Annotated in this window: 18 protein-coding genes; 11 read left to right on the forward strand and 7 right to left on the reverse strand. The window is 61.4% G+C overall.

All coding sequences use genetic code 11. From position 1 onward, the window contains the following. Window positions 1–175: 175 nt before the first annotated feature. The 5 genes from OHL13_RS07245 to OHL13_RS07265 all read left to right on the forward strand — a co-directional run bounded on the left by OHL13_RS07245 (window position 176) and on the right by OHL13_RS07265 (window position 7,756). The gene (locus tag OHL13_RS07245) at window positions 176–1,489 is read left to right on the forward strand and encodes an acetamidase/formamidase family protein (RefSeq protein WP_263409462.1); all 1,314 of its coding nucleotides are present in this window, start codon (window positions 176–178) and stop codon (window positions 1,487–1,489) included. A gap of 344 nt (window positions 1,490–1,833) precedes the next feature. Beyond that, window positions 1,834–2,880, forward strand: a complete 1,047-nt coding sequence (locus OHL13_RS07250; RefSeq protein ID WP_263409463.1) for an alpha/beta hydrolase — start codon at window positions 1,834–1,836, stop codon at window positions 2,878–2,880. A 43-nt stretch (window positions 2,881–2,923) separates the two neighbouring features. Then, the gene (gene uvrA, locus OHL13_RS07255; protein ID WP_263409464.1) at window positions 2,924–5,899 is read left to right on the forward strand and encodes an excinuclease ABC subunit UvrA; all 2,976 of its coding nucleotides are present in this window, start codon (window positions 2,924–2,926) and stop codon (window positions 5,897–5,899) included. A 95-nt stretch (window positions 5,900–5,994) separates the two neighbouring features. Next, the gene (locus OHL13_RS07260) at window positions 5,995–7,233 is read left to right on the forward strand and encodes a tetratricopeptide repeat protein (protein WP_263409465.1); all 1,239 of its coding nucleotides are present in this window, start codon (window positions 5,995–5,997) and stop codon (window positions 7,231–7,233) included. 22 nt (window positions 7,234–7,255) lie between these two features. Then, window positions 7,256–7,756, forward strand: coding sequence for a hypothetical protein (locus OHL13_RS07265; RefSeq protein ID WP_263409466.1), 501 nt, complete (start codon window positions 7,256–7,258; stop codon window positions 7,754–7,756). Between the two features lie 112 nt (window positions 7,757–7,868). Here the strand turns inward: OHL13_RS07265 and OHL13_RS07270 are convergent, their stop codons facing one another. Further along, entirely contained in the window at window positions 7,869–9,884 is a 2,016-nt protein-coding gene (locus tag OHL13_RS07270) for a beta-N-acetylhexosaminidase (RefSeq protein WP_263409467.1), read from the reverse strand. A gap of 143 nt (window positions 9,885–10,027) precedes the next feature. On the opposite strand from OHL13_RS07270, the gene OHL13_RS07275 reads away from it, so the two are divergent. Together OHL13_RS07275 and OHL13_RS07280 are read left to right on the forward strand one after the other, a co-directional pair. Further along, entirely contained in the window at window positions 10,028–10,570 is a 543-nt protein-coding gene (locus tag OHL13_RS07275) for a hypothetical protein (RefSeq protein ID WP_263409468.1), read from the forward strand. A 37-nt stretch (window positions 10,571–10,607) separates the two neighbouring features. Then, window positions 10,608–11,294, forward strand: a complete 687-nt coding sequence (locus OHL13_RS07280; protein WP_263409469.1) for a M48 family metalloprotease — start codon at window positions 10,608–10,610, stop codon at window positions 11,292–11,294. 183 nt (window positions 11,295–11,477) lie between these two features. Here the strand turns inward: OHL13_RS07280 and OHL13_RS07285 are convergent, their stop codons facing one another. Continuing rightward, window positions 11,478–12,341, reverse strand: a complete 864-nt coding sequence (locus OHL13_RS07285) for a prolipoprotein diacylglyceryl transferase (RefSeq protein ID WP_263409470.1) — start codon at window positions 12,339–12,341, stop codon at window positions 11,478–11,480. A gap of 69 nt (window positions 12,342–12,410) precedes the next feature. Here OHL13_RS07285 and hpt point away from each other — a divergent pair, with 69 nt between their 5' ends. After that, window positions 12,411–12,980 (forward strand): hypoxanthine phosphoribosyltransferase, encoded by a 570-nt coding sequence (gene hpt, locus OHL13_RS07290; RefSeq protein WP_263409471.1) that lies wholly within the window; start codon window positions 12,411–12,413, stop codon window positions 12,978–12,980. A 12-nt stretch (window positions 12,981–12,992) separates the two neighbouring features. Further along, window positions 12,993–13,433, forward strand: a complete 441-nt coding sequence (aac(6'), locus tag OHL13_RS07295) for an aminoglycoside 6'-N-acetyltransferase (protein ID WP_263409472.1) — start codon at window positions 12,993–12,995, stop codon at window positions 13,431–13,433. Window positions 13,434–13,536: 103 nt separating this feature from the next. Here the strand turns inward: aac(6') and OHL13_RS07300 are convergent, their stop codons facing one another. Both OHL13_RS07300 and OHL13_RS07305 read right to left on the reverse strand, forming a co-directional pair. Next, window positions 13,537–14,730: an MFS transporter gene (locus OHL13_RS07300; protein ID WP_263409473.1), complete on the reverse strand. Its 1,194-nt coding sequence runs from the start codon at window positions 14,728–14,730 to the stop codon at window positions 13,537–13,539. A gap of 1 nt (window position 14,731) precedes the next feature. Next, complete coding sequence (locus tag OHL13_RS07305; protein ID WP_263409474.1) at window positions 14,732–15,976, reverse strand: sugar MFS transporter; 1,245 nt, start codon at window positions 15,974–15,976, stop codon at window positions 14,732–14,734. 223 nt (window positions 15,977–16,199) lie between these two features. On the opposite strand from OHL13_RS07305, the gene deoC reads away from it, so the two are divergent. Further along, window positions 16,200–16,964, forward strand: a complete 765-nt coding sequence (gene deoC / locus OHL13_RS07310; RefSeq protein ID WP_263409475.1) for a deoxyribose-phosphate aldolase — start codon at window positions 16,200–16,202, stop codon at window positions 16,962–16,964. An 81-nt stretch (window positions 16,965–17,045) separates the two neighbouring features. On the opposite strand, the gene OHL13_RS07315 is transcribed toward deoC, so the two are convergent. The 3 genes from OHL13_RS07315 to OHL13_RS07325 form a co-directional block, all read right to left on the reverse strand. Next, on the reverse strand, window positions 17,046–17,840 hold the full coding sequence (locus tag OHL13_RS07315; RefSeq protein WP_263409476.1) for an HAD family acid phosphatase: 795 nt from the start codon (window positions 17,838–17,840) through the stop codon (window positions 17,046–17,048). Window positions 17,841–18,075: 235 nt separating this feature from the next. Then, window positions 18,076–19,863, reverse strand: a complete 1,788-nt coding sequence (locus tag OHL13_RS07320; protein ID WP_263409477.1) for an AMP-dependent synthetase/ligase — start codon at window positions 19,861–19,863, stop codon at window positions 18,076–18,078. 170 nt (window positions 19,864–20,033) lie between these two features. Beyond that, window positions 20,034–24,509 (reverse strand): glutamate synthase-related protein, encoded by a 4,476-nt coding sequence (locus OHL13_RS07325; protein ID WP_263409478.1) that lies wholly within the window; start codon window positions 24,507–24,509, stop codon window positions 20,034–20,036. A gap of 333 nt (window positions 24,510–24,842) precedes the next feature. Between OHL13_RS07325 and OHL13_RS07330 the strand changes: the two genes are divergently transcribed. Then, complete coding sequence (locus OHL13_RS07330) at window positions 24,843–25,283, forward strand: arginine repressor (protein WP_263409479.1); 441 nt, start codon at window positions 24,843–24,845, stop codon at window positions 25,281–25,283. Window positions 25,284–25,288 lie beyond the last annotated feature (5 nt).

Consider the following 25,288-nt stretch of genomic DNA (forward strand, 5'->3'; position numbering starts at 1 on the left):
TGCTGCGTTTCCTGGTTGGACACTGTGACCCAGTTGTATCAGTTCCCGCTTGCGGGATGAAAGTCGCCCTGGCCGCCTTGAACCTACGAACAATTTCGTGGACAGGAAACTTCCCAAACGGCACAATCGTATGGCTGTCTAACCGAAGATCTGTGATCCAACAGGAGAGTGGTGCATGAAGCGTGTTGCGATGTTGTGTCTGCTGACGGCGGCAACCGGAGTTTTGGCTCAGGACAAAGGGCTGACGGGCAAGTGGACCGCGACCGTGGACTTCTTCGGAGCTCCGCTTTACTGGCAGATGGAACTGAAGCAGGAGGGCGAGAAGCTGACCGTCGACTTTTCAGGAGACAAGGGAGATGGTACCTATACCGGCGGCAAGCTTTACTTCCTCGCCAAGGACACGGTCGGCGGATCGGAAGAGCTGACGGCAACCGTCGTGGACGGAAAGATCGTAGGCAATGTGATCTGGAAGAGTGGCGGCGACCCGGACCACAAGCCCTATGTGCGCAAATTCACCGCCGAGCGCAATCCCGAGCGACCCACCGGACAGCCGAAAACGCATGAGTTCGAACCCACGGTCTTTCGCAAACAATTTTCCGCTCTTTACGATCCGGTGCTGCGCATCAACCCCGGAGACACGATCCACACCTGGACGGTGGATGCAGGCGGTAGTGATGCCAGGGGCCTAGAGCGCTCGCTCGGAGGCAATCCGCAGACTGGCCCTTTCTACGTGGTCAGTGCCATGCCTGGAGACACTCTGGTCGTTCACATCAACAAGCTGAAGCTCAACCGCGATTACGCCATCAGCGGCGACGGCATCGTGCCCCGCGGCATGGATGGTGAACTAGCCACCAAAATGAAGGACGCGGGCAAAGGCGTGCGCTGGCACCTGGATTTAGAGCGCGGCCTGGCCTCGCCGGAAAATCCCGGTGAGCACATGAAGAACTACACCGTTCCCGTGCGTCCCATGCTGGGCTGCATCGCCGTCGCCACCCGGCCGTCGAACGCAGCTCCAGGTACCGGCGATGACGGCTACTACGGCGGCAACATGGATTTCAACGAGATCACGGAGGGCGCCACGGTCTACCTCCCGATCCAGGTGCCGGGGGCTCTGCTCTACTTCGGCGATGCACATGCCGTGCAGGGCGACGGCGAAACCACCGGCGACGCGCTGGAGACCTCCATGGATGTAACCCTGACCGTGGACATCATTCCCGGCAAGCATCCCCCGGAACCTCGTATCGAAAACGCGACCCACATCATGGCCATGGGGGAAAACGGCTCCGTGGACGAAGCTCTGAAGGAAGCCACGGCCAATATGGCCGGCTGGCTGATGGACGAGTACAAACTCACACCCAGCGAAGTCGGCATGGTCTTCGGCACCGCCGCCGAGTATCGCATCAGCGAAATCGCTGACCGCAACGCGGGTGTCGTCCTCAAGATCAGCAAAGAACGCCTGAAAGGACTCACAAAAGAACCGGCAAAATAACGCGCCCCTCTCCGCCCTGCCTTTTGTCTGTCATTCCGCAGCGTAGCCAGATGTGGGCACCTCTTCCTTTGTCCGTCATCCCGACCGAAGGCGCAGAGCGCTGCAGCGGAGAGACCTGCATTCGCCTCTGGCCTTTCTTGTCCTTTGTCCTCCTGGAAGGATCCGCTTCTCAAACAACCACCAACCGGGTGCCCATATCTGACAAAGCCCGGCATGGACATCCGACCCGTCTCGTCAGGGCATGGTTTCAGTCGTGCCACAAACTCCCGCCCAAAGAAAACCAACGCTGGCCTCGATGGCCGGCGTCCACAAAACCTGCGATAGTGGTTGCCGGAGATCCATCGATGATCCGTCGTCTCGCTCTGCTCCTCGCATCCATCAGCTTCATCGCTGCAGCCCAGGAAAATCCCGCCGCCAGAATTACCGGGAACCACGCAATCACGGAAGCCGGCGGCACGGTGCGCATGCAGCGTGTCATCCCACTGCCAAAAAGCTTGAGCCCGGAAGCCAAAGCATGGCTCAGCCGCCCGCTGACGGAGGATGGCAACGTCCCGCAGACCATCGAGCAGCGGCGCTCCGGTCTGGACGCTTCGCAGGCACGTCATCGTGATGAACTGCTGAAGCTTTTCCCCGTCACCGTGAAAGACAGCGCCATCGCAGAAGTCCCGGTGCGCGAGGTTGTGCCCGTCACCCTGAAGCACAAGGACCGCGTACTCATCTGCCTGCATGGCGGTGGTTACAACGCCGATTCAGGTTCATACTCGGAGTCGATTCCCGTCGCCGGCCTGACCGGCGTCCGCGTGGTGAGCGTGTTGTACCGGCTGGCTCCGGAGCATCCGTTCCCTGCCGGCGTGGACGATGTCATCGCCGTCTACAAGGAACTGCTCAAAAACTACAAGCCGAGCCGCATCGGGATCTTCGGCAGCAGTGCCGGCGCAGGGCTTACGCTGCAGGCTGCCGTGAAGATAAAGCAGTTGAAGCTGCCGATGCCCGCAGCCCTGGGACCGTTCTCCGCCACGGCGAGCATGGCCGAGGGAGGCGATTCGCGATCGCTGTACAACACCGACGGCCTGCGCGGGTATGTCCCGGTTCCGGATGGCACCCAAAATGCCGAATATGTCGGGACGACAGACCGGCACGATCCGGTGTTGTCGCCCATCTATGCCGACCTGCGCAACATGCCGCCGACGCTGTTTATCACCAGCGAGCGCGACCTTCTGTTGAGTGATACCAGTTCCCTGAGCCGTGCGTTCCTGAAAGCGGGAAACCGGTCGCAACTGATTGTCTTTGAAGGCTTGCCGCACTGTTTCTGGAATAACAACTCCTTACCGGAATCGCGCGAGGCGTGGGGCTACATGGCAGACTTCTTTGACCGGGAGTTGGGGCACTGAGCTTTCCCTCAGCCTCCGGATGCTCGACAATAGAAGCTTGGCCATGAACGAGCAGATCGTCATACGCGGAGCGCGCACACACAACCTGAAGAACGTCGATGTCGACATTCCCCACAACGCCCTGACAGTGATTTCGGGCGTCTCCGGCTCGGGCAAGTCGTCGCTCGCCTTTGACACGGTCTACGCCGAGGGCCAGCGCCGCTACGTCGAGTCGCTTTCGGCCTATGCCCGCCAGTTCCTGGAGCGCATCGAGAAACCCGATGTCGATCACATGGACGGTCTCGCGCCCGCCATCGCTATCAAGCAGAAGAACACCACGCGCAACCCGCGCTCCACCGTTGCGACGGCCACTGAGATCTATGACTACATGCGGCTGCTCTACGCCCGCTGCGGCACCGTCACCTGCCTGCACTGCGGCGGCATCGTACGCCGTGACACCGTCGATGAAATTGCCGAAGCAGTGATCGGGCTGGGCGAAGGAACCCGGCTCTATGCCCTGTTCCCCATCCTTCGACGGGAAATCCTGCTGGAACCCATGCAGGAGTTTGCTCCTGCCGCAGACGAAGCCGCGCCTGCCAAGCCGGCAAAAAAAGTGGCAAAGAAAAGTTCAAAGGTGGCAAAAGAGACGCTCGCGGTCGCCGCTCCAGACCCCACGGAAGCGCAGAAAGAGCGCCTTTTTGAGCTTCGGAAGCGCGGTTATAACCGCCTCTTCCAGAATGGCAGCATTGTCGAGTTCTCCACACCGGAATCGCTTCTGGAGCTCGACTTTACCCAGCCGATCTACGTTCTGGCCGACCGCCTTGCCGTCTCCCCGGAGGTTCGCGCCCGTATCGTCGACGCCATTGAGACCGGCTATCGCGAGGCCGGCGAAATTTTCTTCCAGACCGCTCCTCGCGACGAATCCGCCCCGCAAGTGCTTCGTTTTTCAGCAGCTTTTGAGTGCGTGGACTGCCACCGAGCCTATCGCGAACCGGAACCGCGACTGTTCAGCTTCAATAATCCCTTCGGAGCCTGCCCACGCTGCCAGGGCTTCGGAAACACCATCGACTTCGACCCGGGCCTGATCATTCCCGACCCGTCCAAAACGCTTGCCGGTGGCGCCATTGACCCCTGGGAAAAGCCCAAATATCGCCCATTTCACGGCGAAATGAAGCGTTTTGCCTCAGCAAACAAGGTCCCAACGGACGTCCCCTGGTTTGACCTGACCCCAGCGCAGCAGGAGACGATCCAGCGCGGTGGCTCTGGCTTCCCCGGTATTCGCGGCTTCTTTGCCGAGCTTGAGAAGAAGAAGTACAAGCTGCACGTCCGTGTCTTCCTGTCCAAGTACCGTGGCTACGCTCCGTGCCCTATCTGCCATGGGCAGCGGCTGCGCGCCGAGGCGCGTGCGGTGCTGTTGAGCGGCAAGAACATCTGCGAAGCGGCCGGACTGACCATCACCGGTGCGCGCGAGTTCTTTGACGGGTTGCAACTATCCCCCTCGCAGACGGAGATTGCCGGAAAGATTCTGGAAGAGGTCCGCCAGCGCATCGGCTTCCTGGAACAGGTCGGGTTGGACTACCTGACGCTGGACCGGCTTTCCTCCACGCTGTCTGGCGGCGAAGCACAACGCATTCAGTTGGCCACCTCGCTGGGCTCGCGCCTGGTGGGCGCTCTGTATGTGCTGGATGAACCGTCCATCGGCCTGCACACGCGGGATACGGCTAAGCTGATCAAGATTCTGGAAGAGCTGCGCGATCTAGGCAACACTATCCTTGTCGTCGAGCACGATCCTGACGTGATCCGCGCGGCTGACCGGCTGATCGACATGGGGCCGGGTGCGGGCGAGCTGGGCGGACGCCTGCTCGCTGCCGGAACCGTGGCCGAGGTCTCGAAGAACCCGGATTCGACGACGGGCAGGTATCTCTCGGGCAAGGCGCATATTCCGATCCCGGCAACGCGCCGCGAGCCGGGCCGCAACAAGCTGAAGCTGACCGGCGCGCGCATTCATAACCTGCGCGGTGTGGATGTCGAGATTCCGCTGAACCTGCTGTGCGTGGTCACCGGCGTGAGCGGTTCAGGTAAGTCCACCCTCATTCACCAGGTGCTGTACCGCGCGCTGATGCAGCAGATGGGGCAGGCCGAGGGCAGCGACCCGACGGGCCTCTACCGCGAGTTGCAAGGTGCACACCACCTGAGTGAGGTAGTTCTGGTGGATCAGTCGCCGATCGGGCGCACGCCCCGCTCGAACCCTGTGACCTACATCAAGGCCTTCGACGCGATCCGCGAACTGTTCGCCTCGCAGCCTGACGCCAAGCGCAAGGGCTATGCCGCCGGAACCTTCAGTTTCAACGTCCCGGGCGGACGCTGCGATGTGTGCGAGGGCGACGGCACAGTGACGGTGGAGATGCAGTTCCTGGCCGACGTCGAACTCCCCTGCGATGAGTGCAACGCGACGCGCTACAAGGCCGGTGTTCTGGAGATCAAGTACAAGGGCAAAAACATCCACGACGTGCTGAACATGACCGTGCGCGATGCGCTGAGCTACTTTGCCGGACATCCGAAGATTGTGGACCGGCTGGCGGTGCTGGACGAGGTTGGTCTTGGCTATGTGCGCCTGGGGCAATCCGCGACAACCCTCTCTGGCGGCGAAGCACAGCGTGTGAAGCTGGCGGCGCACCTGGCCACGGCACGCTCGGCGATCTCTGCCCAGCGCGGCGAGGCAGCCGCAACGAAAAAGGCATCGTCGCGCACGCTGTACATCCTGGACGAGCCGACGACCGGCCTGCACTTTGACGACGTGGCCAAGCTGCTGGCCGCCTTCCGCAAGCTGATTGAGGGCGGAGGGTCGCTGCTGGTGATTGAGCACAACCTGGACGTGATCAAGTCAGCCGACTGGGTCATCGACATGGGTCCGGAGGGCGGCAATCGCGGTGGGCAGGTAGTGGCCGAAGGAACGCCCGAGGAGATTGCCTCCAACCCCGCCAGCCTGACCGGGCAGTGGCTGGCGCCGGTTCTGAAGGCAAACGTCAAAGGAGCATGAGGATGATTTGGAAGAGGACGATGGTTTCTTGGCGCTCGAACTCTCACTCATCCGCTGCGCGTATGCATGGGGCGCCCGGATTCTGGGCGGGCTGCGTGCTTCTTACGGCGAGTCTGAGTGCATTTGGCAACCTGCCGTCAAGCCAACCAGCCATCCAGCCATCAGAACAGCAGCTTCCGCCAGGAACCCGCTCCGTTGCAGACGAGGACGTCGCAGCAGCTGACCAGTACAAGAAGGCGCAGGCAGCGCTGGACGCGCAGAATTACACCGAGGCGGAACGCCTGCTGGCCGATCTGGTGAAGCAGGATCCGAAGAACGCCGGCATGCTCTACCAGCTTGGCTTCTCGCAGGAAGCGCAGGACAAGGACGATGCCGCCGAGGCAAGCTATAAGGCCGCTGTCGCGATTGACCCTAAACAGTTTGAATCGACTCTCGCGCTCGGGCTGGTTCAGGCGCGCAAGGGCAGCATGGCAGAAGCCCGCGAAACCCTGAAGCTGGCCCTGACACTGCAGCCGGCCGATGCCAGCCAGTCGAAGGTTCTGAAAGCGCGCGCCTTCCGGGCGCTGGCCCAGATTGATGTGACCCGGGATCCGGCCTCGGCACGGGAATGGCTGCTGGCCGCCCTGAAGCTGACTCCCGCCACCCCTGACGACACCCTGATGGCCGCTGAACTGGCCGACACGGCCGGAGACACCGCCGGAGCACAGGCACAGTACAAGAAGCTGCTGGCCGGCGACACCAGGAGCGCGGAGGCAGTGGTGAGCTACGCCCGCTTCCTGATGCGGCACGGTCAGACAGCCGAAGCGACTCCCCTGCTGGAGCAGTTGCAGATTGCCAACCCCGGCGACGCGAATCTGAAACGTCTGCTGGCGCACCTTTACACGCAGGCCAACAACCCGGAAAAGGCGGAGCCAATGCTGCGTTCGGCCCTGGCGGCGACTCCGGACGACCCGACCCTGCTGGACGACCTTGGCTCGGCACTCGTCCTGGAGAAAAAGTTTGATGAGGCGCAACCGGTGCTGGAGAAGGCGGTTTCCATTCCCGCCGATAAGTGGCCCAGCCCGCAGGATTTAGGCGAAGCATGGGGACATCTGGCCTTTGCTGCTTCAGAAAATCATCAGCCAAAAATTGTGTTGCAGGCACTGTCGAACAGGGCTACACTCCTTCCAACTTCGCCGTCCACTCTGTTTCTGGAGGCAACGGCGAATGACAGCCTGCACCAGACGGACAAAGCTGTTGCACTGTATCAGCAGTTTCTCTCTGTCTCTACAGGAAAGTATCCGGACCAGGAGTGGCAGGCCCGCCACCGACTTGCCGCTCTGAAACGCAGGTGAGCACTTCCGAAAGGGGTGCCGTATGCAGTTCACAGTTCGTAGTGCCTGTAATGCCTTCTATCGCCCCGGTTTCCGTCACGCCGCGCTTCCCTTGCTCGCGGCCGGCAGCTTTCTGTTGCCTCCTGTCGCCCGCGCGGCCGGAGCTGTGGATGCCGATGTAGCCATCATTCAGCAACTGGAAAACAAAGCCTCCATTGCGGGACCGCGTGAGCAGTGCTTCCTTTACACAGAATTGGTAAGCCGCATGACGGAACTGGCCAGTCGTCAGCTCTCTATTGGAGATGTCGACCAGGCTGCCACAACGATCAAAAAGATTTCCGTCTACGCAGAGCGCATCCAGATGGGTGTTGCCGACGATGCCAAGAAGCTGAAGAAAGCGGAGATCCTGCTACGGCAGACCGACCACCGCCTGAACGACATCATGCATGCCTCCTCGGGTGAGGATCGCGGCATGGTGCAGAACACATTGAAGCGACTGCAGACCGTGCATACGGAGCTGCTGGCGGTCATCTTCCGGCACTAGTCTTCTGAGGCGGTCGACCTCTGTTGCGTGCAGAAAATGGCACAGCCGAAGCTGTGCCATCCCTCCAATTGGCCGAAGCTCTTTCTATCGAGCTTCGGCCTTTTCTCTTGCTTTACTTCGCGGCTTCCACCAGCTTCGTGAGCGCATCCAGAAAGGTGAAACGTACCAGGGCGGCAGGCCTCTTTGCCTCATTCAGCGTTGCCTGCCAGTCGGCCTTGCCAGAGGCAGTGCTTCCCTTCTCCACGGCGTCAGCGGCCTGCTCTCCAATGACCATAAGAGCGTGCATCTGGTCCAGGCGGGGCAGCACGTCCTGCATCTGCGGCGAGGCGGCGGCCTGTTCCTTTGCGTGTGGAATAGCACGGTCGATCTGCTGGAACCATGCGGTGAGCTGAGCGCAGGCGACAGCGTCCTTCTTCAGACAGGCTGTTGTAGTCAGCTCGCTCCAATGGCGTGAGGCCGGGTCAGGACGCACGGCGTCGACAAAGCGGTCGAGCGCGGTGAGCTGGTCGGTGTGCTGCGTCTTCGAGCGCTCACCGAAGCTGACCGGCTCCATGGCGGAGGCCACAGTACGCAGGTCGTCAATCTGCTCCGTGTGCGCCATGGCACGCAAACGGGCATCGCCGCTTTGCAGGTGGGTCAGGCCAACGGACTCCAGTTCCAGCGAGACCACGGCGAGTCGACGGTACATGTCGTCCACATCGGTAACCGATTGCGGCGACCAGAAGCGCTCGGCAATGGCGGCGGCGCGCGGCCAGATGCGGGAGTCTATATCGCGCTCGTTCAGGTGCTCGGCCCACATGGGCGTTTCGCCGCCAAGAATGCGCTTCTTCTCCTCTGCCGTAAGCGTGGAGTCGGCGGGAACGGGGTCAGCCAGGTAATGCACGCCGGCGGGACGCATGCCATCGAGATAGTAGGGCGCGGAGAGGATGCCTTCGTAGCCCATCCGGGCTCCCTTGGCGAGGGAGGCCGCGCCACGCCAGGACTGCACGACGATGTCCTTCGGCAGCTCAGGGGTCAGGATCTCGTCCCAGCCCATCATGCGCTTGTGGAGAGAGGTAAGAATGGCGAGCACACGGGTGTTGAAATAAGCCTGCAGCGCATCGTTGTCCTTCAGGTTATGGGCTTTCTTGAAGGCCAGGATGCGCGGGTTGGTCTTCCAGTCCGGCGCCGGCGTTTCGTCACCGCCGATGTGGACATAGGCGTCCGGGAAGAGTGCGGTCAGTTCTGTGAGCAGCTTGCGGACAAAGACATAGGTCTCTTCGCGCGTGGGGTCGAGTGCCGTGTTGCTGATGCCGAACTCACGGCGGATCTCGTCCGGCACCGTTCCGCTGGCCAGCTCCGGGTACGCATAAAGCCAGGCGGCAGAGTGGCCGGGCATCTCAAACTCCGGCACCACGCGGATACCGCGAGCACGCGCGTAGGCGACAACTTCCTTCACCTCATCCTGCGTGTAGAAAAAACCATCGGAGCCTTTTGTCGTGAGCTTCGGGAAAAGCTTGCTCTCGATGCGGAAGCCCTGATCTTCAGTCAGGTGCCAGTGGAAGACATTCAACTTCACAGCGGCCATGGCGTCGATGTTGCGCTCGATGACGGGAATGGGTTCGAAGTGACGGCCGCAATCGATCATCAGGCCACGCCACGGAAAGCGCGGTGAGTCATGCACGGTGACGGCTGGGATTTCGTAGCCCTGCGGAGTCGGCTGGACCAGCTGGATCAGTGTCTCAAGGCCATGCATGGCTCCGACGTCGGTGTTGGCCTCGATCATGGCTTTCTCACTGGTCACTGTCAGCGAATAGCTCTCGTCTTCGGTCAAGCTCTGGACGGCCTGGCCGGGTGCGGCAACGCTGACCACCAGGGGGGTCGTGCCGAAGACGCCACGGCCTTCGTGGCGAAGGTCCGCGGCGGTCTCCATGCGGCGCACTGCGCGGGCAATTGCGGCCTCAAGGCGGGCATCGTGGGTGCGTGGTGTCTCCACTTTGAAGGTGGACTTCAGCACAAGCGCGCCGGAGCCCTGGGTTATCTCAGACGGCAACGGCATCAGGTTGGGCTGAAAGCTGGTCTGGGCAAACGTCGATGCCGTAACGGCGAAGCAGGCGAGGAGGAGGGCCGGGCGCAGGTGCTTGGTCATGGTCTGGTTCCGCGGAGTGTGCGGGAAGAGACAGTATAGGTTTCCCCACGCTGTGCATTCACGGCTATATGACCTACCGATATCGCCACCTTTCCTGATCGATTTTGCTGACATCTTCTCCAGTTTGCTCCTACAATCCCGACATGCTTCGTCGCGTGGTGTGCCTGTTCCTTCTTGCTTCTGCCTGCTGTGCCGTCGCACAGCGAAGGGCGCCGTCTGCCCTGTCGGACGCCGAGGTGGAAGAGATCCGCGAAGCCGCCATTGATCCCGCGATACGGATCACCGTCTTTCAGAAAGCCCTGGAAGCACGCATCAACCGCATTGAAGAGCTGATCAAGAAACCGAAGGCTCCGGGACAGGCCGAGGACATCCACGACTACATGGAGCAGTTCACCTCCATTGCCGATGAGCTGGATGACAACCTGGATGACTATGAACCGAAGCACCCGGACCTGCGCAAGGTACTGCCCAAGCTGCTGGCCGCTACCGAGCGCTGGGCGACCGTACTGAAGACTCCGCCGGACCACACCGCCTATACGCTGACCCGCAAACTGGCTCTGGAAGCCACGCAGGACCTGCATGACTCCGCCAGGGAGATGATCGACGGGCAGACGGAATGGTGGAAGACCCACAAGGTGCCGGAGAAACGGGACGCCCCGCCGGAACCCATTGTGGTGCCACGCTGACACCATTTCAACGGCAAGCTGCGCTAAGTTAGAAGAAGTGTTTCCGGAGCTGGTCCAACTCTTTCAGACGGAGTACCGCGTACTGCGCCCCCGCGCGCCGATGCCGGAGTTCCACGTGCGCTTTCGGCGGTTCACGTCGTTGAATACAACCATCCGCCTGCGCGACGGCAGATTGCATGTTTCCCTCTCCGATTTGCTGGAAGCCGCGCCGGAGCCGGTGTTACAGGCCATCGCTCACATTTTGATCGCCAAGCTGTACCGTAAGCCGATTGAGCGGTTGCATGCGGACCGCTATCGCCGCTACACGCAGTCCGAGCCGGTATCGCGGCTGGCTGAGCACATCCGGCAGACGCGCGGACGGAAGAAGATTCTGACTGCCAGGGGACACTACTACGACCTGGATGAGGTCTTTGAGGCGCTGAATCATCGCTTCTTCCACGGGCTGATGGGCCGACCGGTGCTGACCTGGAGCGGACACCATGCGCGCCGCCTGCTGGGCCACTATGACGCGGCTCATAACACCATCATGATCAGCCGCGTCTTCGACCGGCCGGATACGCCGCGGAGCGCGATTGAGTACCTGATGTACCACGAGATGCTGCATCTGAAGCACCCGGTGCGGGTGAAGTCCGGCCGCCGGTGCGTCCACTCGCGGGAGTTCCAGGCTGAGGAGAAGCTCTTCCCGGAGCTGGAAGAAGCCAAGGCTTACCTGAAGCGGCTGTGAGGGAGTTGTTCGTTCTTAGTTGTTCTCTTCGAGATTTTGGAGCACGGCTTCAGCCGTGCTCCAACGACATCCGATTCCCATTCATCGCTGCGCGATGAATGGGGCACCCCAAATCGAGGTTGACCTAAAAGCAAACGCCCTCCACGCTTTGCAACGAAGCGTGGAGGGCCGTTTTGCAGGACGTTAGGCTTCCTGCGGGATAGCCTCGGGCTGCTGTTCCCAGCGCTTATTCCTGGCGCGCGACCAGAGAATAAGCACCGCACCTGCAACGACCGAACCGAGCGCGGCTACCTGGGCGTTGCTCATGCCCCAGTGGATGCGCGGGTTGATCCGGATCAGTTCCACGCACCAGCGGGCCATGCCGGTCAGTACCAGGTACTCGCCGGTGAGCTGCCCAATGGGCAGGTTCTTTTTACCGCGGTGCCACAGCCATAGACCGAAGACGAACGAGTAGCCCAGCTCATAGAGCGGTGTGGGATGTACCTTCAGGTCCGGCGGGTTGGGGGTCGGCGGATCAAGGGCGTCATTACGGATGTGGACTCCCCAGGGAAGGTTCGTCTTCATGCCGTAGTCTCCGTCACCGGAGAGCAGGCAGCCCAGACGGCCGACACCATAGCCGATGGCGGCGGCTGGCGCGGCAAGGTCGAGCATACGCACGCCGCCGACGCGCTGGCCGTTGGGGAACTTTGCCTGGCTTCCCTGCCACAGCAGCATGGCAATGCCCGCGCAGAGTCCGCCAAACCAGGCAAAACCGGCCTGGAACCATTTCAGCAGGTAGGTCAGAATCTCCACGGGATGGTGCCATCCGGGCAACATGATGCGCCGCATGGAATCGGCCAGTTCGGCCGGATCCTGCAGCTCATGGTAGGCCTTGGCGCCCAGAACACCCGCGATGGTCACGAAGGCGACCACGTTGAGCGCATCGGCATCGAGGCCCCAGCGCTGGAAGTTTTTATGAAGGACGACGGTGGCAACCACGGCGCCAAGCCAGAGCAGCAGACCAAAGGTGCCCAACGTCAGCGGGCCGAGATGCAGATACGGGAACATATCTCCTCAAGTATACGGTTCATGGCGCTTGATTCCCCGCCCCGATGCCCGCTAAGCTCGGATTCATCTATGTCCACACCGAATCCCGCCGAGCCCACCTTCATTCCTCCTGACAAGATGGAGATCCTGATCTCCGAACAACAGATCAAAGAGCGCATTGCCGAACTCGGCAGGCAGATCTCTGAGGAATATGCCGGCAAGTCGATCGTTCTGATCGGCGTGCTGAAAGGCGCGGCGATGTTCCTGGCCGACCTGGCGCGGGCAATCACGGTCGACAACACCTTCGACTTTGTCGCGGTCTCCAGCTACGGCCGCGCCCGGGTCTCCTCGGGCGCCGTCAAGCTGATCAAGGACATCGACAACCCGATCGAGGGCAAGCACGTCATCATCGTCGAAGACATTCTGGACACCGGCCTGACGCTGAGCTACCTGCACAAGCTGATGCTGCAGCACAAGCCGGCCAGCCTGAAGATTGCCACCTGCATCGACAAGCCCGCCCGTCGCGTGGCGCAGATTGAGGCAGAGTATGTCTGCTTCAAGATTCCGAATCACTTCATCATCGGCTACGGCATGGACTTCGCCGAGCGGTATCGCGGAGTGCCGGACATCCGCCTGTATCCCGAGGATGCGGGTCACTAGGAAGGAATTGATTTGGAAATCGAAGTCAGACGCGCCGTCTATGACGACATTGCAGCATGGGCGGAGATGCGCCACCAGTTCTGGCCGGACACCTCGGTCGAAGAGCATCGAGCGGAGCTGGAACAGGCACTCATCGATCAGACGCAGGCGGCTTATCTGGCCGTCTGCGATAACGCCTCGGTGGGCTTTGCCGAGATCAGCATCCGCTCGTATGCCAACGGCAGCACTCAGCAGCCCGTTCCCTTCCTCGAAGGCATCTGGATTGAGCCAGACTATCGCCAGAAAAGCATTGGACGCCAACTGGTGCGGGCTATTGAAGAAGACCTGAAGATGCGCGGCTATGTAGAGATTTGTTCTGATTCAGGGCTTGAGAACATTCAGTCCCAGAAGGCACATCTAACCTGGGGATTTGAAGAGACAGAGCGCGTAGTCTATTACCGGAAGGCGCTCTAACAGAAATACCCTCGCACAACCATCCAACTCCGCCCTAGCCTAGCCAGGGTGGGCACCCGGGTACGAAGAGCAAAAGCCTGCTCGTTGAGCAGGCTTTTGCTGTTTAGTGACCCATCGGAATGAAATCAGAATTGGTGGTAAGCCTTGGCCGTTTGCGATCGGCCCTGAGTTCAAAGGCTCCCAGGACGAAGACCACAGCCGCGATGCCGGCGGCGAGATAGCCAAGGTGTCCATAGCCCATGCCGGCAGTCAGCGCGATACCGCCGATGGTGGCTCCCAATGCATTGCCCAGGTTGTAGGCGCCCTGGTTCATGGTGGCCGCGAGGTTCGGTGCTCCGCGGGCCTGGTCCACGATGCGGGACTGCAGTGGGCTGCCCATCGCGAAGTGAACAAATCCCCAGGCAAAGATCATGGCGATGGAGCCGGCGGGATACCGCTGCGCCGTCGGCATGATCAGCAGCAGGCAGATGAGCACCGCGCAGCAGCCCAGGAAGCTGGGAAGCTGCTTCCAGTCGCTCAAACGGGCACCCAGAAGATTGCCCAGAGTAATCCCCACACCGAAGAGCACCAGCACCATGGCGACGGCGTGCGGCGAGAGACCGGTCACATCGCGCAGGATAGGAGCGATGTAGGTGAAGACCACAAACAACGAGGTGGAGGAGATGGTGCTGAGCAGCAGAACGATCATCACCTGCGGCTTCAACAGCGTGCGCACCTCGTCCTTTACGTGGACACGGTCAGGCATCTGCGATGGCACCAGCGACCACAGGCCTGCACCCGCGACAAGGCCGATGGGAATCAGGGCCCAGAAGGTGGAGCGCCAGCCGAAGAGTTGTCCCAGCGCCGTGCCCGCAGGAACTCCCAGCACGTTGGCAAGCGTCAGGCCGCTGAACATAAGAGCGACCGCCTGTGCGCGTTCGCTGCGGTGGACCATGCGCGAGGCAACGACGCTGCCGATACCGAAGAAGGTTCCGTGGCACAGAGCCGTGATGATGCGGGCCAGCAGCAACAGAGAGAAGGTTGGCGCCATGGCGCAGCCGACGTTGCCCAGAAGGAACAGGCCCATCAGCCACATCAGCGCCAGCTTGCGGTCCATCTTTGCCAGCAGCACGGCCAGGATGGGTGAACCGATAGTGACGCTGAGCGCGTAGCCGGAGACAAGGATGCCGGCACGCGGCACGGAGACATGGAAGTCTGCCGCCAGTTCCGGCAGTAGACCCATGATGACGTACTCGGTCGTCCCGATGCCGAAGGCCGAGACAGCCAGAGCGAAGAGCGACTTGCGGCTGGCGGCCATATTACCCGATGTACTCCGTGGTGCTGCGGTCTCCCCTCACGCCGAAGAAGACGATGTAGAGATAGCAGACGACGGCGACGACCAGGGCGCGCTGTACGCCGATATGGTCTGCAATGGCGCCTGTCAGTAGCGGAATGATGGCTCCTCCCACGATAGCGCAGACCATCAGGCTGGATCCCTTGCTCGTCAGCTCACCCAGGTTGGCGATCCCAAGCGTGAAGATGCTGGGGAACATGATGGAGTTGAACAGACCAACCGCCAGAATGGCCCACATCGCCGTGTGTCCGGTGGTCATCATGCTGGTAACCACCAGCAGGCAGGCGATGGCGGCGGCCAGCGTCAGTACCGACGAGGTCTTGATCTTCTGGAGAACGGCCGAACCAATGAAGCGGCCGATCATGGCGCCTCCCCAGTAGAGCGAAACATACTTGGCGGCGGTGGCTTCGCTGAAGCCGCTGATCTGCGGCAGGTGCATGTAATTGACCAGCAGGCTGCCGATGGAGACCTCAGCGCCAACGTAGACGAAGATGCCGAGCGCACCGAGCAGGAGCTGGGGGTGAGCGAGAAGCGCTCCCCAGGAGGAGCCGCGCTCGGAGGGGCGGAAGTCCTGGGTCAGGCCGCCCATCGCAGGCAGCTTGATCAGCGCCAGAGCAACAGCCAGCAGCACCAGCAGCCCGGCGATCGCCAGGTACGGCATCCGCACCGTGGAAGCCTGCTGTGCACGGAACTGCTGCAAAGCAGCCTGCGACAGGCTGCCGAGCTTTGGGGCTTCCACAACGGTGCCGAGAATGAGGGCGCTCCCGATGTAGGGGGCAACCGTGGTGCCGAGCGAGTTGAAGGCCTGGGCCAGGTTCAGACGGCTGCTGGCTGTTCGCTGCGGACCCAGGTTTGCGACGTAAGGGTTGGCGGCGACCTGCAGAACGGTGATTCCAGCAGCAAGAACGACCAACGCTCCCAGGAAGAGCACAAAGGTGGCCAGCGAGGCAGCCGGGAGGAACAGAAGGGCTCCCACGGCCATGGTCAGCAGGCCGGCGATCATCGATTGCTTGTAGCCGATGGAGTCCACCAGCTTGCCCGCCGGGATGGCGAAGATAAAGTACGAGGAGAAGAATGCGAACTGCACCAGCATGGCCTGCGCGTAGCTCAGCTCAAAGACCATTTTCAGATGCGGGATCAGGATGTCATTCAGGCAGGTGAGGAAACCCCACATAAAGAACAGTACGGTCGCCGTGGACAGGGCCTTCATATTTGTCGTTTCGGGTCCGCCCGACAGCGACTGCGTTCTCTGTATCTCCATCCAAACCTCGTCTTTTTTGGTGTTCCAACAAAGCTGATTGTAGTTCAACGGAATGATGCGAATGGTCTGGCCAATTGCCCAGGAGATGCCCTGTTGACCTGCGGCTTAACCCTCCGCAGGACGGGAGGCTTAGAATGCTGGAGGGCCCACCTGGGCCGCGAGCAGGAGCGACATGAGCATTTCGGTCCCGAACCCGACCACGTTTGACGCCGCTGGCTTTGCCACGCAGGCACTTTCCTCCCCGGCTGCGCTAGCCGCCGTACTGGATCACACACTGCTGAAGCCTGACGCAACGCGCAGCCAGGTGCTGAGCATTTGCGAAGAAGCCGCTACACACAAGTTTGCCTGCGCCATGGTCAATCCTTACTGGACGGCGACCGCCGCGGCTGCTCTGAAGGGCACGGGAGTTCCGGTCGGCGTCGTGATCGGTTTCCCCCTGGGCGCGACGTTGACCGCCAGCAAGAAGGAAGAGGCCGCACGCGTTGTAGCGCTGGGCGCGCACGATGTCGACATGGTGCTGAACATCGGCCTGCTCAAGTCCAGCGAATTTGATGCCGTGAAACAGGACATCCACACCGTCGCCGAGGTGGTGCATGCCCACGGTGCGATCCTCAAAGTCATCCTCGAGACCTGCCTGCTGAGCTTTGAAGAGAAGATGCGGGCCAGCGAGCTTGCCATTGAAGCGGGCGCGGACTTCATCAAGACCTCAACCGGCTTTTCCACCGGCGGCGCGACCGTCGATGATATTCAACTGATGCGCGGCGTTGCCGGCAACCGCAGCGGCGTGAAAGCATCGGGAGGCATCCGCTCCCTGGCCGATGCGCAGGCGATGCTCTATGCCGGAGCGACACGTATTGGCGCCTCGGCTTCCGTACGCATTGTGAATGAGCTGGCGAACCCGAGCGATGTGGCTGCGGTGCCAGCAGCCGGATACTAAAGCCAGTTGTGAGGTGTGAGTTGCGTGTTCTGAGCGGCAAGCCCGTACTCACAACACACGCAACTCACATCTCTTAACTTTCTAGGGCAGGTAGTAGAAGGGATTGGGCAGCTTGACGCTGGTCTCGGCCTGCGGCGTGCCGAAGAGGTCGCTGTACTGGTCGCCGATGTTGAGAACCAGACGATAGCCTGCAGCTACGATCTTTGCACGCTGAGCGGACTTGTACTCGATCGTTGATGTGTACATACCGGGCTCGCGCAGGTACAGCTCTTTCCAGTTGTGAAAGCCGGCGGTTTCAAGATTCCGCGCCGTCGCGGCGCGCTGGTCTTCCGGGCGTCCGGTCAGGAAGAAGATCTCCACTCCCGCGGTCTGCGCCTTCTCCACCAGGCGGAGCGTGCCTGCGAAGGGCAACGATGCCTCCGGCGAGACCACCCACTGGTTGAACATGCTGCCGATGTAGCCAAAGTCCTCGCGCTTTTCTTCGCAGTAAGCCGAGAGCGTCGTCTCGTCGATATCGAGAACGATGGCGAGCTTCTCGCCACGCTTCTTTGTAGCGATGGCCTGATCGAGTACGGCGATGGCGCGGTTGTATTGGGCGTCAATGTCCGCCCAGTAGCAGCCAGCCCCGGGAGCACAGTCATAGTAGTCAGCCAGCTTGTAGCGTTCCTGCGCGAAGTTGGGAACCGGCGGCTCCGCGATGAGGTAATGCGGATCGTGCGCGGCCTGCTGCCGGGTCTCCATCAACTGTTGCGCCGTGGGGTGCGAGGACGGAGCGCGCCCCGGGCAGGTGGGCGGTCTCAGAGGATCAGACTGCGTGGGGCGCTGGGCCAGCAGCGAAGTAGCGAGCAGAAACGGCAGAAGAGTGCGGAATTGCATGGTGGGATTTTACTGCGCTTGCTGAAGAGACGAAGACGCCGGCCATCGAGACCGGCGTTCTTTGTTTTAATTGTCAGGGCTAAAGCCCTGACCTGTCTGTTCCTGGCCACACCGATCAAAGGACAATGACCCGAGAGGAGGCAAGAGAAGCGGATTCTTTCCTGGACCACGATGCAAGGAAGAAAAGCTCGATTCCCCACTATGCTTCGCATGAATGGGGCACCCAGAGCAGGAGCTAGTCCGCCTCGACGGAGTAGATCTCGTTGATCACGTCCTTGTACTTCTCGCTGAGGACGCGCCGCTTCAGTTTGATACTGGGCGTCAGTTCCCCGGACTCCGGCGTCCACTCATCCGGAAGAATGCGGTACTTCTTGATCTTCTCGAAGGATGCGAGCGTGCCATTCACCTCTGCGATGACGGACTTGTAGGCATCCTTTACCTTCGGGTCTTCCACGATCGCCTTACGGTCCCTGGGCAACTCGATTCCCTGCTGTTTGGCCCAGATTTCGAGGTTCGGGAAGTTGGGTGTAATCAGCGCGGAGATGAACTTCTTCTTGTCGCCAAAGAGCGCCGCGTTTCCGATAATGTTCGATGCCTTCAGCTTGCCTTCCACCAATTGAGGCGAGATGAACTTGCCCGCGGAGAGCTTGATCAGCTCCTTCTTGCGGTCGGTAATAGTGATGAAGCCCTTCGCATCCTGCTCGGCGATATCGCCGGTCGTGAAGAAGCCGTCTTCCGTGAAAGCCTGCGCCGTGGCTTCGGGCTTTTGCCAGTAACCCTTGAAGACGGAGGGGCCACGGACCTCCAGTTCGCCATCGTCGGCGAAGCGGACTTCCAGGTTCGAGAGCGGACGCCCGATGGAGCCGGCCTTGTAGTAGCCCGGCACATTCAGGCCGATGACCGGAGAGGTCTCGGTGAGCCCGTAGCCCTCAAGGATGCGGATATTGGCCGCGGCGAACCAGTTGGCGTTATCCAGGCCGAGCGGAGCTCCACCGGCGAAGAACATGCGGACGCGGCCGCCGAATGCCTCTGCAATTTTGCTGAAGACAAGCTTGTTAGCCAGCTTCCAAAGCGGGCTGGAGGGTGTCCTGCCGGCGAAGACCTCTTCCTTATGCTTCAGGCCGGTGCGGATGGCCCACGCAAAGATCTTTGCCTTCAATGGCGAAGCCAGCGATTTGGTCTCCGCCGAGTGGCGGATGCGCTCGTAGACCCGCGGCACGGCGACCAGGATCGTGGGCTTCAGCATCTGCATGGCGGCGGGCAGGCGCTCCACCTTGCCGACGTAGGCCAGCGTGCAGCCGTGGGCGTACATCTCGTAGTCCAGAATGCGCGCGGTGATGTGGGAGAGCGGCAGGAACGAGAGAGTAACGTCGTCCGTGCTGAGAGTGATGTGCTCCACCGTGTAATTCGCATTCTGCGCGATGTTCTGGTGCGAGAGCATGACGCCCTTGGGATCACCCGTGGTGCCGGAGGTGTAGACGATGCTGGCCAGATCTTCAGGCTGGATGCTGTTGAGCATCGCCTCAAAAGCATCGTCGCGCGCGGTGTCCTTGTCGGCATCGGCAAGCAGCGATGGAAGTGAGTCGGCACCTGGAAACTCTCCGGCATCCATGACGACGACACGCTCGAGCGCAGGAATCTGCTCGCTGATCTTGCCAAGCTTTTCGTACTGGTCTTTCGTCGAGATGATGGCGACCTTCGCGCCGGAGTCCGCCAGCATATAGGCGGTCTGGTCCGGCGTGAGCGTGGGAAACAGCGGCACACCGGCAGCTCCGATGCTCATGATGGCAAAGTCCGCCACGGCCCACTCCCAGCGGTTCTCCGCGATGAGGGCAACACGATCGCCTTTTTTCACTCCCCAGGATTGCAGCGCCTGCGAAAGCGTCCTGACCCGGGCGTACAGCTGCGCCGAGGTGATGGGCTGCCAGCTCAGGTCAGCGGCCTGGGCAAGAATGACGCGTGCATCGCCCTTGGTGGCGGTGCGGAGGAAGAGGTCGTTGAGAGTACGCAGGTCTAAGATCATTGCCGAATGAATGATACAGAAGGTTGTTTATCGGTTGTTTGCTACGAGGGGAATTGGTTTGGTGAGATGAAGTTACGGTCTTCGCCGGGGAGAGAAAAGCAGATCCTTAGAGGATGACAACAAGAAAGCAAAAGCCCCGGAATGCCCCGGGGCTTTTGCTTTTGACTGCATTATGCCTGCGGCTTGGGAACCAGGCGGACGAACTTCTTCGAGGCGTTCTCCCAGTCGGCCAGCAAGGACTTTGCCAGCGAGCTGTTGGACTTCTCGACGTGCGCTTCGATCAGCTCATGGAGCTGCATCTGGGCGTGTTCGCCGGCCTGCTCAAAGGTTTCAGGCGCAAGAAACTCCTCGTGGCAGCGCTTGGTTGCAAGGAAACTGCCGTCGGCATCGTAGACCCACGCAATGCCGCCGGTCATACCGGCGCCGAAGTTGATTCCGGTCTTGCCGAGGATGACCGCCATGCCGCCGGTCATGTACTCGCAGCCGTGGTCGCCAATGCCTTCCACAACCGTGGTTGCGCCCGAGTTACGGACGGCGAAGCGTTCCCCGGCGCGTCCGGCGGCAAAGAGCGTGCCGCTGGTGGCTCCGTAGAGGGCGACGTTGCCCAGAATGACGTGGTGGCCGGAGTCCTGCGCGGCCAGACCGCGGGCGCGAAGGATGATCTCGCCACCGGCAAGGCCCTTGCCCACAAAGTCGTTGGCTGCGCCTTCCAGGATCAGCTTCATACCGTCGACGGCGAAGCAGCCGAAGGATTGGCCGGCGATACCGGTCAGGTTCAGCGTGATGTCCGGACGAGCCAGCGGAGCCTCGGCCTTTGACTTCAGCAGCGCCAGTTCCCCGGCGATGCGGGCACCGATGGCGCGGTCGCGGTTGGCTACGTCAGAGTGCACACGGTAGGGCTTGCCCTCCTTGGCGGCGTCCACTGCAGGAATGACCCATGCCTCGTCCACGGCAGGCTTCGAGATAGGACGGTCGTTGCGATGGCCTTCCCAGTGGACGGCAGTGCCTTCCGCGGGAACGGCGAGCATCGGCTTCAGGTCCAGGCCACCGTCAAAGCGAACCTGCTCCAGCAGATCGGTGCGGCCGATGGCAGCTTCGATGGAGGGCAGGCCATAACGGGCCAGAAGCTGCTGCAGGTCGGTGGCAAGCTGCTCAAAGAACTGCACCACGTGCTCAGGCTTGCCGCGGAACTTGGCGCGGAGTTCGGGCTTCTGCGTCGCGATGCCCGTCGGACAGGTGTTCAGATGGCACTGGCGGGCCATGTCGCAACCCAGGGTCACGAGCACGGCGGTGCCGAAGGCGAACTCGTCCGCGCCGAGCAGCGCCGCGACCAGGATGTCGCGTGCCGTCGACAGGCCGCCGTCGGTACGCAGGCGGACGCGCCCGCGCATACCGTTTTCGATCAGCACCTGCTGGGCTTCTGCAAGGCCAAGCTCCCACGGGTTGCCAGCGTACTTGATGGACGAGAGCGCGGCTGCACCAGTGCCGCCGTTATTGCCGGCGATCACGATGTAGTCGGCATAGGCCTTGGCCACGCCGGCCGCAACGGTTCCAACGCCGCAGGAGGAAACCAGCTTGACTCCCACAGCAGCACGCGGATTGACGTGCTTCAGGTCATGAATGAGCTGCGCCAGGTCCTCAATGGAGTAGATGTCGTGATGCGGCGGAGGCGAGATGAGCGGAACGCCGGGCTGCGCGTGACGCAGACGTGCGATCAGGCCGCTGACCTTGTGGCCGGGCAACTGTCCGCCCTCGCCGGGCTTGGCGCCCTGCGCGACCTTGATCTCGATCTCTTCCGCGTTGGTCAGGTACTCGGCGGTGACACCGAAGCGGCCGCTGGCTACCTGCTTGATCTTGTTGTTCAAACGGCTGTGGACCGCCGGGGCTTCGGTGATGGGCTCGGCAACGGCAACGCCGCCTTCGCCCTCGTTGCGAGCCATGGTCACCATGCCGCCGCCCGGTGTGCGGAAGCTGGAAACGACCGGGCTGGGCTTGTAGACGCCAGGGTCTTCGCCGCCTTCACCGGTGTTCGACTTGCCACCCAGGGTGTTCATGGCCAGCGTGATGGTCGAGTGGGCCTCGGGGCTCAGCGAGCCAAGCGACATGGCCGAGGCGATGAAGCGGTGATACATCTTCTGCGGAGCTTCGACCTCGCTCAGTGGCAGTTCTGCACCGTTGGGCTTGATCTCCAGAAGGTCGCGCAGGAAGCTGGGTTCGCGGCTGGCGACGTTCTGTGAGTAGATCTGGAAGGCAGCCGTGGGATCGGCAGCGGCAGCCACGTTACGCGCAGAGCCGACGACGGTCTGCAGTTCCTTGACCAGCATGGGAGCCCAGCCGTGGGGCTCAGTGCCGTCAGCACGGCGGAACTTGACCCAGCCAGGATCGGTAAGGTCGGTGGGCTGCACTGCTCCCCAGAGATGACGCACCTGCTGCTCGATCTCGGCAAAAGTGATGCCGGAGATAGGCGACGGGGTCTCCGGGAAGCACTTGTTCACGACGTTGTCGTGCAGGCCGAGGATGTCAAAGAGGTGGGCCGAGCGGTAGGAATCGACCACCGAGACGCCCATCTTCGACATGATCTTCGCGAGACCGGCGTCGAGAGCCTTTAGCATCTTCTTCTCGGACTCGTAGGGGTCGGTTCCGGCGGGAGTAAGAGCGCGTCCTGTTTCAAGCGCAAGCCACGGACAGACCGCGCCCGCACCGTAACCGATGAGCACAGCGGCATGGTGGATATCGCGGCAGTCACCTGCCTCCACCGCGATGCCGACCTTGGCACGCAAGCCAGCCTTGACCAGAACTTCGTTCACATAGGCCGTCGCCATTGCCATGGGGATGGGCAGAGCGGTCGCGGAGGCTCCGCGATCCGTAAGCAGAAGGATGCCCGCACCTTCACGGACCAGAGTGACAGCCTGCTGCGCGACGGCTTCCAGGCCGGCTTCGAGCGTGGTGTCCGCAGCGAAGAGGCACGGCAGCTCAACGGTCTTCAGGTTCGCGGCATGGTCGTACTTGTGCTCGCGCAGAGCGGCAACCTGTCCCAGCGAAAGGAAGGGCGAAAAGAGCGACAGGCCCGGCAGAGGAGCATGCTTGTCCAGCATGTGCGACCAAGGTCCGAGACGCGTGTGCAGCGAGACCACGCAGGCCTCGCGCAGCGGATCGATAGCCGGATTGGTGACCTGCGCAAAACGCTGGCGGAAGTACGCATACAGAGGACGCGGAGCCTTGGCCAGGAAGGCCAGCGGCGTGTCATCCCCCATGGACCAGACCGGATCCTTACCCTCGGTCGCCATCGGCGTGAGGATCATGCGGACCTCTTCCTTGGTGTAACCAAAGCCGAGGTGCGTGGGCAGCAGCGTCTTGATATCCGGGGTGTCGGCGATGTCGGCCTTGACCAGCGGCGTCTGCTCAGCCAGAAGCTGCGAGTAGAGGGGGTCGGCGTCGAACTGCTCGAACAGCTCCTCGTTGTGAAGGACCTTCTTCGCAACCAGGTCGACAACGAACATCTCACCCGGTCCAAGGCGGCCGGACTCAATCACGGTATTGGGATCGAGGTCGACCAGGCCGGCCTCCGAACCGGCGACGACGATGCCCTCGCTGGTAACGGCATAGCGCGAAGGGCGCAGGCCGTTGCGATCAAGCGCAGCACCGACGACTTTGCCATCGGCAAAGCCAAGAGCAGCGGGGCCGTCCCATGGCTCGGCCATATCGACGTGGTACTGCAGGAAGGAAGAGGGCTTCGAAGTGTAGGCAGGCGGCACCAGCATGCGCATGGCTTCCGGCAGGGTGCGGCCGTTGTAGCGAAGCAGCTCGACGGTTTCATCGAGCGAGGTGGAATCAGATCCACCCTTGGTCAGAATCGGCTTGCACTCGTCGGGCAATGTGGCATCGCGGGCGGCCATGCGGGCGCGGTTGCCCCAGACGGTGTTGATTTCGCCGTTATGCGCCAGGGCACGACAAGGCTGTGCGCGGTGCCAGGTGGGCGTGGTGTTGGTGGCGTAGCGCTGGTGGAAGAGCGCGTACGAGGTCACAAAAGCGGTGTTCGCCAGGTCCGGGAAGAACTCCGGAAGCAGGCGGCCCGTACACATCGACTTGTAGACGATGGTCTCCGTGGAGAGCGAACAAAGATAGCCGTCAGCCTCTCCGGACTCGAGCACACCGTCGAATGTCTTGCGAGCCAGGTACAGGCGGCGCTCGACCTCAGTCAGGTCGTCCGTCGTGGCAATCACCTGCTTGATGACCGGCATGGTCGACAGGGCGATCTCGCCCAGCGTCTCCGGACGCGTGGGAACATCGCGCCAGGCAAGCACCTTAAACGACTGAAGCTCCAGCGCGCGGACAATGGCAGCTTCCGCCTTGGCTGAATCGGCCGGCAGGAAGCACATGCCGACAGCCAGCGGTTTCTCCGCAGGCAGGTCGAGCTTCAGCTCGTCCTGCAGAAGGGCGCGCGGAACCGCGGCCATAATGCCGACGCCATCTGACGATTTACCATCTGCCGCGACGGCGCCGCGATGGGCGAGACGGGCGAGAGCGGTGAGAGCTTTGGCCAGAATGTCATACGACGGCGTGGCGGACACCTGGGCGACGAAACCAACGCCGCAGGAGTCGTGGTCAAAGCGAGAGTCGAGAAGCGAGGGCACTGACATCTTCATAGCGATGAACCTGGGTAAAGCCTTCCTGTCATTCGGGGACACCTGCAGGTAGACGCCCGCGCTGGCGCGTCAACTTCGCCTGAAAACAGCAGCACTGCAGGAAATCCGAGGTTTCATTCTACGCCGATATCCAAAACCCGGACATCCGTCCAGAGTCCTAGACACCGACCTGAAAGCGAGGCCGCAAACTGCTTGACATCGCGGTTATGAATATTTATACATGATCTTGTATTTTTATGCATCACCAACGTAGCGCCCGCCGTCAAAAAGGGGTGCTACGTTTTTGTGCTGCTAAAGCCGGCGAATGCGGCAGATGGGTGAATAGTAATTCAAATGAAACAGCTACGGCACAGCGCAATTCGAGAGCTTCTGGTGTCCACCACGGTCACCAGCCAGGATGAGCTGCGACGCAAGCTCGCCAAACGCGGCTTCAATGTCACACAGGCGACACTGTCCCGCGATATGCGCGAGCTGAATCTGTACAAAGGGCCCAATGGTTATACGCTGGCAAATGCGGCAGTAGCCGAGGATGACCGCTCCCCGGAGATTGACGACCTGTTGAAGAGCTTTGGCCTGGAAGTACGCCAGGCGATGAACCAGGTTGTGGTGATTACCACCACGGGCGGAGCGCAGCCGGTAGCGGCGGCCCTGGATTATGAGGATTGGGAAGAGGTTGTAGGCACCATTGCCGGCGACGATACGGTTCTGGTGATCTGCGGTGACATCGAAGAAGCAAAGACAGTGTCCGCACGGGTTGCGGGATTGATCAGGTAAGAGCG

The sequence above is a fragment of the Terriglobus tenax genome (assembly GCF_025685395.1).
Lineage (GTDB): Bacteria > Acidobacteriota > Terriglobia > Terriglobales > Acidobacteriaceae > Terriglobus > Terriglobus tenax.